Below are 7556 nucleotides of genomic sequence, written 5' to 3' on the forward strand. Positions count from 1 at the left end.
GGTTCTGCCTGGAAGGGTGGGACCCTTTTTCTGTTTAAAAACCCATTCCTAATGGCCTTGTCTATCGGTGGTGCGAAAAGTACTTGAATACGAAACTTCGGTGTCAAACCGCCTAGCTACCCCGTAGTTATCTCGACGTAGTGTTAATCCGAGACAACAAGATTTCGTGGAAGGAAATACATGCGCATCGCGGTGATGCAGGCCCAGGCTGAGGTCTTGGATATTCAGAGCAACATTGAAGTGATTCAGCGTGCCGCGCGGCAAGCCGCTTCCGAAGGGGCTGAAATCTTGCTGACACCAGAATTGTTTGCCGTGGGATATGCGCCGTATGCACTACGTGAGTCTTTAGACGCAACACAAATTCCAGACGTCCACCGTCGTCTTTCGGAAATTGCATCGGAGCATGTAATCGCTCTTGCATACTCACTTCCTGAAGTAACGGATAGTGGTTGGCTGATTACGTCGACCTTTGTTGACCACAAGGGAACCGAACTAGCCCACTATCAAAAAGTTCAGCTCTTCGGTTCTGAAGAACAAGCCGTGTTCGTGCCCGGGGTCAATCCGCCTGCCTCATTCGAGTACAAAGAAATGATGCTTGGCATGGTGATCTGTTTCGATGTTGAATTTCCCGAGATCGTTCGTGAGGCTGCCCGACGTTCTGTTGAACTGTTACTGGTCCCGACGGCCATGGGACGTGGGTATGAACGGGTTTGCACGCATCTAGTTCCAACGAGGGCAATGGAGAGTCAACTTTTCATTGCCTATTCCAACCACAGCGGCAGCCAAGCTGGCTTTGAGCTAGCTGGCACCAGCGTAATTGCGGGACCCGATGGATCTGTTCTTGCCCAAGCGGGCCACGAACCTGAAGTTCTATACGCTGACCTTGGTCCCTATGAGCGGGCTAAGACTGAAGTTCCATATCTATCAGAAGCTCGTCCTGAGCTTTATGCCCAATGGGCTGCCGAGCGAACCAACGCGCTGGAAGACTAGTTTGCATTCGCCTAACATCCCATCGATCTGCTTCAGCTCGCTCAGAGGTCAGGGCCACGCTGGTTCTTGAGTTGTTCTTTAACTCGTGAGATCCAATTCGAATCGCACATCATTTGTGGGAAGGGCTTATGCGCATACCCTGCCGCTGGTGGAGCAGTTGAGTGGTATGACATTGAGGAGCCAGGGCAGATCACCATCGAATGCGGGCCCTTCAATGTCACGTACTCATACCAGCCAGCTAATTCTTTAGCCTTGTTGCATAGGCTGCAGCGACCGTCTCCGTTGAAAACACTGGTTGGTCCACCCCTAGCATGCTGGACTACGTGGTCTATTTCTTCGACCATTCCATCGCAGAACGGGGTGCGGCAGTGACGGTCGCGAATCCGAATGAACTTCTTGAGCTTCTCCGGGAAGATCCGGGCTTTGGAATCCATAGAGATTAATTCTTGGTTTCCCGGAGCCGTATACAACCGGGTCAGCTCAGTCATCACTTCAATCTGCTCAATAAACTCTGGTGTGAGCTTTGCTTCCATTTCCTCGAAAGTCTGCTGATTGGGAATTTGGTGGCCACCGATCCATTCTCGGGCGGTCTGGGCTGAAATGAAACCGTAGCCTTCGAGGAATGCCGGTTCTCGCTCACCGAGGAACAGCGCTCTGTCGGTCATAATCACCCCGACGTTCAAAGCAATGCGCATATTCGTCGCTTCGCCAGCGATCATATAGCTGGTTAGTAGATCGGCTTTGATCTGAGCGAGGGTCCTGGGGTCACCTTGCTTCTTGAGCTTACGAGCCTCTTCACGTAAGTACATTTTCAGTGCAAGGCCGGCAATGAGCGGGAGCTCGCCACTGAGCTTCACACACCCCGCGTCCTCATCAACGTGAAAACGGACGTGCCGGTTCTCTTCGGAGCTCTTTTGCTTTTTGGACTCGGGATCCGAGGTGTAACCCAGAACGAACTGTTGAACGGTTTCCTTGATTTGTTTTGGCCCCATGGAATCAAACATGTCGGGGGTCGACGCGTAGATTTCATCAAATTCAACGCGACGCACTGCCCTGACATCCTGTAACGGGGTGAGGATAGCTTGGGCCTGTGCTTCGGTGAATTCGCCCCGAGAGCAGGCTGCAGCAAAGTTAGGGGTGTCTTCGAAGAGGATGCGGCAATTGACCAAGAAGTTTCGTACACCTTGAGGTGACTGTTTACGAGCGAGAGCGAAGGTACTAGCGGCCCCACGAGTTTGATCATCGATGGATGTGCCACGGTCTTCATGCTCCCGTACAACTTGCTTCTCTAGCTGATGAGCGAGACCTGCCTGGTGATAGCGAAAAGAAGAGACGAGCCCTTCGAGTCCTTCTATTGCTTGAACGCAGTCGGCTTTACTGCCGTGTTCTTCAATCCACGCCAGCTTATTCTGCAGCTGCTTCATTTGGACTTCGAAATCCTCATGAAGCGCCGGTTCGTCTTGGCCTTGTCGTTGCGCCATTGCTTCGGACATATTCTAATTATACTTCGTTAGTTCGAACATGTCTTCTAATACTGTAAAAAACTGTGGATACCTTTGGTAGTGCGGGTTAGGTCGCCGTTAGGAACTTCAGCGCAAGATACAGATCGTGGCGGACTTGCGCCTGGTTTAAATCTTTGCCAAGAATCTCAGCGATAGTCGCAATATGTCGGCGAACCGAGTTGCGATGCAAATTGATATTTTTCGAAGCCTGATCCCAGGAGCCGTTGGCTTCCAACCATCCGTGAAGCACGTCTAAGTAGAGGTCACGGCGGGCCTCTGGTAATTCAAGGATTTTCGCCAGCTCTTCTTCCGCCAACTGCCTTCCGGCCTGTGCTGGTAGCAGTGAAGCGAAGGTGCGAGGGATAGACGCGGCGTCTAGGCATTGTTGGCGTTCTAGCATTTGGGGGAGCAACCCGCTGGCCTGGGCGAGTAGATCTCCCAGCCTTTCACCTAGCTGGGATTCCAATTTGGCAGGGGTGCTGAACGCTGCCAAATAACCGTTGGATTTGAGGCGTTCAAATAAATCTGTCGCGGGTTCGGCGCTTGTTAGTGCGATGAGGTGATCGTCGCGCCGCATTGCCAAGCGGGTGTCGAATAATGCATGAACATGCGCGAGGTGGAAGTTAGTTTCTGTGGTGCGCGCTGTACCTGGGGGTGAAATGACGGCGACTCGCAGTGCCTGATGAGTATTGCTGCCGATGCTCTCGGTTAAGTAGTTCAACGTCTCGGAGTCGAGGGCTGTGTGCGAGCGGAAGAGCAGGGACGTGGCAAGCTGCGAAGAAGCGGCCGAACTGGCGGCGCGTTCGCGGGCAAGCACTTCTAGTAGGCCTAGTGCTGAGGTGATGAGGTGGTGGTCGAAGGCGGAAGGTGTGCGCGAGAATCCAACGCAGAGCGCGCCAAGCAGCGGGGACTGACCGCTGGGCGAGAAGGCGGCTCGGATCGGGAAGGCCAGGTGTACTTGGGCATCGTGATGGTGCAGTGCAAATGGTTGCGGGCCGGTGGTCTGGAATGCTTCTCGCACCAACTGCGCCTCGGTGGCGGTATCCAGTGTAGCGATCGAGGCAATTGTGGTGTTGAAACGTGTCTGGCCCGATGCATTGGTGAGCCTGACCGAGCCTTTGAGGCGTTGGGACAGCGTAGCGACCAGTTGGCGTTCGGGCTCCAGGTGAGAAATGCAGCGCATCAGCGCGCGATTTGCTTCCGCGTTGGAGCGTAGCTGGGCGGCGCCGTCGGCCTCCATTAGCTTGGCGAAAGCTATGCCGATCGCGGCGAAAGGGACGGAAGTGGGAATTTGCAGCAGGGAGAGTCCGTGACGCGCACAGGCTACGCGGACCGTCTCTGGAATGCTGGCGAAATAAGGTTTCAAGCCGAAGCCAAGTGCGCTGGCTTGAGCTTGCACCAGTTTGGCGATAAACCGGTCGATCCACTCTTGGTCTTCAACGTGCTCGAGGAACGGAAAACCGCTGGTTAGGATCAGCTCATCGGCCATGAGGTAGTCGGTTGGGTCATCCATGTCGCTGGGTTCTACCCAGCGCACCGGGCGATCGCCGGCATCATGGACGAGTTCGATCGCAGGTGGCAACTGGCGCAAGAAGCGGGCCAGCGTGATGGACTCCCAGGTGGGTTGCAATTGCGGTGCGAAATGTCCCATGCAACAATATTTTAGTTCAAAAGTTCCACGTTGAGAGCGCCGTCACAGATTTAGGCTGGAACACGGCAGCAAAACCATTTCCCAGCAAGGACCTGCGATGAACAGTAACAGCGACGTGACCTCAAGAACCGTCACCGCACTCGGCCCGCAGTTGCGCCGCCGAAAATCAATCAAGCATATGGTCGGCGAAGCGGAAAGCAACTCCGGGCAGCTGCGTCGCACCTTAGGCATGTGGCAATTGACCATGATCAGTGTGGGCGCCACGATGGGCACCGGCATCCTGGTGATTCTCGGTGCCGCGGTCCCGATCGCCGGTCCGGCTATTTGGATCTCATTTGTGATTGCCGGTGTCACCGCGTTACTTTCGGCGGTGTCCTATGCGGAAATGGCCGGCATGGTCCCGGTCTCTGGTTCAAGCTACTCCTATTCTTACGCGACCATGGGAGAAGGTATCGCCTGGATTTGCGGCTGGTGCCTGGTGCTGGAGTATGCGGTTTCGGTAGCCGCGGTGGCCGTGGGCGCCGGCGAATATGTTAATCAGACGCTGCGTACCTTTAATATGGAACTTCCGGTGTCGTTGGCCGGGGGTCCCGCCGAGGGAGGCGTAGTAAACCTGCCGGCGCTGATCGTCGTCGTACTGGCTACCTTGTTGCTGGTGCGTGGAGCGCGCGAATCTGCCATCGTGAACACGGTCGTGGTAATCATCAAGGCCGGCATCCTGATCTTCTTCTCGATCGTCGCCTTCAGCGCCTTTAATGCTGGAAACTTCGAACCGCTGCTGCCGATGGGCGCTGCCGGCGTCACCGCCGCGGCCTCCAGCGTCTTCTTCTCCTACATCGGCTTCGATGCGGCCTCCACGGCCGGTGAAGAAGCCATCAATCCGAAACGCGATCTGCCCCGGGCGATCATGCTTTCGATGCTGATCGTGACCATCACCTACGTGTTGGTAGCAGTGTCTGCCATTGGCGCGCGCGAGTGGACCTGGTTCGAGGGCACCGAAGCCGCGCTGGTGCAGATCGTCGGCGAACTGACCGGTCAGCCGATGTTTGTGCTGATCTTCGCGCTTGCCTCGGTGCTGGCCATCGCCTCGGTGGTGTTGACGGTGCTCTACGGACAGACCCGTATCTTGATGAGCATGTCCCGCGACGGCTTGGTGCCCGCGGTTTTCGGCAAGGTTTCGAAGCGTACCGGAACCCCGGTTGCCGGCACATTGATCACCGGCATCGTCGTGGCTATCACCGCCGGGTTCATCCCGCTCGGTGCGCTGGCCGACGCCACCAGCATCGGTACCCTGTTTGCCTTCGCACTGGTGGGCATTTCGGTGATGTACCTGCGTAAACGCCAACCGCAGGCACCGCGCACCTTCCGGGTTCCGCTGTACCCAATCACCCCGATTCTCGGAATTTTCGCCTGCCTATTCCTGATGAGCCAGTTAGGCTGGCACACGTGGGTGGTCTTCCTGATCTGGATGCTGGTGGGCATTGCAATCTACCTGGGCTACGGTCGACGCCGTTCGCGCTTGGGTCAGCTGAGCAAGCAGGACTACATCGCCAGCCACGTGGGCGAAAACCAGTAAACAGCGCGGCTGCATCAACAAGAACAAAGGACTTACAGGACTCGCAATGAACAGCATCAATATGCTCAACCCGGACTTCCCCTTCAGCTACGACCATTATCTGGCCAACCCGGCCGGGCTGGGCAGCGTCCCCGAAGAGTTGTATGGCACCGAGGTAGCGGTAATCGGCGCGGGGCTCTCCGGCCTAGTGACCGCCTATGAGCTGATGAAATTGGGGTTGAAACCGGTAGTCTACGAGGCGGATCAGATCGGCGGCCGGCTGCGTACCGCCAGCTTCCTCGCGGCCCCGCAGATCACCTGCGATCTGGGCGGTATGCGCTTCCCGGTCTCCAGCAAGGCGCTGTACTACTACATCGACCTGCTGGGCCTAGACACCTACGACTTCCCGAATCCGCTGGCAGATCCCACCGACTCTACGGTGATCGAGCTTAAGGGCCAGAAGATCTACGTGGAAAAAGAGGAAGACCTCCCCGAGTTCTATCGTGAAGTGGCAGAGGCCTGGAAGCAGGCACTGCGAGACGACGCGCATTTCGAACAGATGCAGCAGGCCATCAAGACCCGCGACACCAAAACCATCAAGGAATTGTGGAACTCAATTCTTGAGGAGTTCGACGAGGAAAGCTTCTACGGGTTCATCTCGAACTCTAAGGCCTTCACGGAGGCTGGGTTCGAGCACCGCGAGGCCTTCGGCCAAGTTGGTTTTGGCTCTGGCGGTTGGGACACCGACTTCCCGAACTCTATTCTGGAGATTCTGCGGGTGGTCTACACCGACGCCGACGACCACCACCGTGGCATCACCGGGGGCGCCGCGCAACTTCCCAAGGCGCTGTGGAACCATGCACCGGAAAATATGGCACATTGGCCGGCAGGCACCTCGTTGGCTTCGCTGCACGGTGGGGCGCCGCGTGGGGCGGTAGCCAAGGTATACCGCACCGACAATGCTGGTTTCAACGGTTCGAACACCATTGAGGTCACCGAACGCTTTGGTCGAACCGCGGAATTTGGTGCGGTGGTCTCCACCGTGCAGTCCTGGTTGCTATCTACCGGTATTGATACCGATGAAGCGTTATTCCCGGCCGAATTGTGGACCGCGATCGAACGCAGTCACTACATGCAGTCGTCGAAGACTTTTGTGATGGTTGATCGTCCGTTCTGGAAAGACCGCGATCCGGTCACCGGCGAGTATCTGATGTCGATGACGCTGACAGACCGTTTGAACCGGGCCACCTACCTGCTGGACAACGGCGATGACCAGCCGGCGGTGATTTTGTTGTCCTACACCTGGAATGACGATGCGCTCAAATGGCTGTCGCTTTCTGCGGAGCGCCGCATGGAGTTGATGCTGCACTCGTTGGAGAAGATTTATCCTGGTTTGGATATTCGCAGTCACATAGTGGGCCAGCCGATCACCGTGTCCTGGGAGTCGGACCCAAACTTCATGGGTGCCTTCAAAGCCAACCTGCCCGGTCACTACCGTTACCAGGAGCGTTTATACACGCACTTCGACCAGCAGGAGATGGCGGCGGAGCACCGCGGCATCTTCCTTGCCGGCGACGATGTCTCGTGGACCGCGGGCTGGGCCGAAGGCGCAGTTACTACCGGACTGAATGCCGTGTGGGGCGTAGTTGAGCATCTGGGAGGAATGGATGCGGCTACCAATCCTGGGCCGGGTCAGTTCTTGGCCGAGTATGGTCCCAAGCGACTTGACCTCAAACCGGCAGTGCTTGATTCATAAATAATTCACCGAGCCCCGTACGGAAAATCCGTGCGGGGCTCGGACTTTAAACCCTAGAAAAAAATAGGTGTGCACGGTCACGGTGGAAAAGAGGCCACCGAT

General features: G+C 56.3%; 5 protein-coding genes. 3 read left to right on the forward strand and 2 right to left on the reverse strand.

Translation table 11 applies throughout. From position 1 onward, the window contains the following. Positions 1-180: 180 nt before the first annotated feature. On the forward strand, positions 181-990 hold the full coding sequence (locus CIK74_RS05455) for a nitrilase-related carbon-nitrogen hydrolase (RefSeq protein WP_096254767.1): 810 nt from the start codon (positions 181-183) through the stop codon (positions 988-990). A 41-nt stretch (positions 991-1031) separates the two neighbouring features. Here the strand turns inward: CIK74_RS05455 and CIK74_RS05460 are convergent, their stop codons facing one another. Together CIK74_RS05460 and CIK74_RS05465 are read right to left on the reverse strand one after the other, a co-directional pair. Further along, the gene (locus CIK74_RS05460; RefSeq protein ID WP_096254768.1) at positions 1032-2483 is read right to left on the reverse strand and encodes a DUF222 domain-containing protein; all 1452 of its coding nucleotides are present in this window, start codon (positions 2481-2483) and stop codon (positions 1032-1034) included. Between the two features lie 76 nt (positions 2484-2559). Beyond that, positions 2560-4143, reverse strand: a complete 1584-nt coding sequence (locus tag CIK74_RS05465; RefSeq protein WP_096254769.1) for a PucR family transcriptional regulator — start codon at positions 4141-4143, stop codon at positions 2560-2562. 97 nt (positions 4144-4240) lie between these two features. On the opposite strand from CIK74_RS05465, the gene CIK74_RS05470 reads away from it, so the two are divergent. Together CIK74_RS05470 and CIK74_RS05475 are read left to right on the forward strand one after the other, a co-directional pair. After that, positions 4241-5719 (forward strand): amino acid permease, encoded by a 1479-nt coding sequence (locus tag CIK74_RS05470; protein ID WP_096254770.1) that lies wholly within the window; start codon positions 4241-4243, stop codon positions 5717-5719. A gap of 61 nt (positions 5720-5780) precedes the next feature. Next, complete coding sequence (locus CIK74_RS05475; protein WP_096254771.1) at positions 5781-7454, forward strand: NAD(P)/FAD-dependent oxidoreductase; 1674 nt, start codon at positions 5781-5783, stop codon at positions 7452-7454. The last annotated feature ends 102 nt before the right edge of the window (positions 7455-7556 follow it).

This window comes from Glutamicibacter sp. BW77, assembly GCF_002332285.1.
GTDB classification, from domain to species: Bacteria; Actinomycetota; Actinomycetes; order Actinomycetales; family Micrococcaceae; genus Glutamicibacter; species Glutamicibacter bergerei.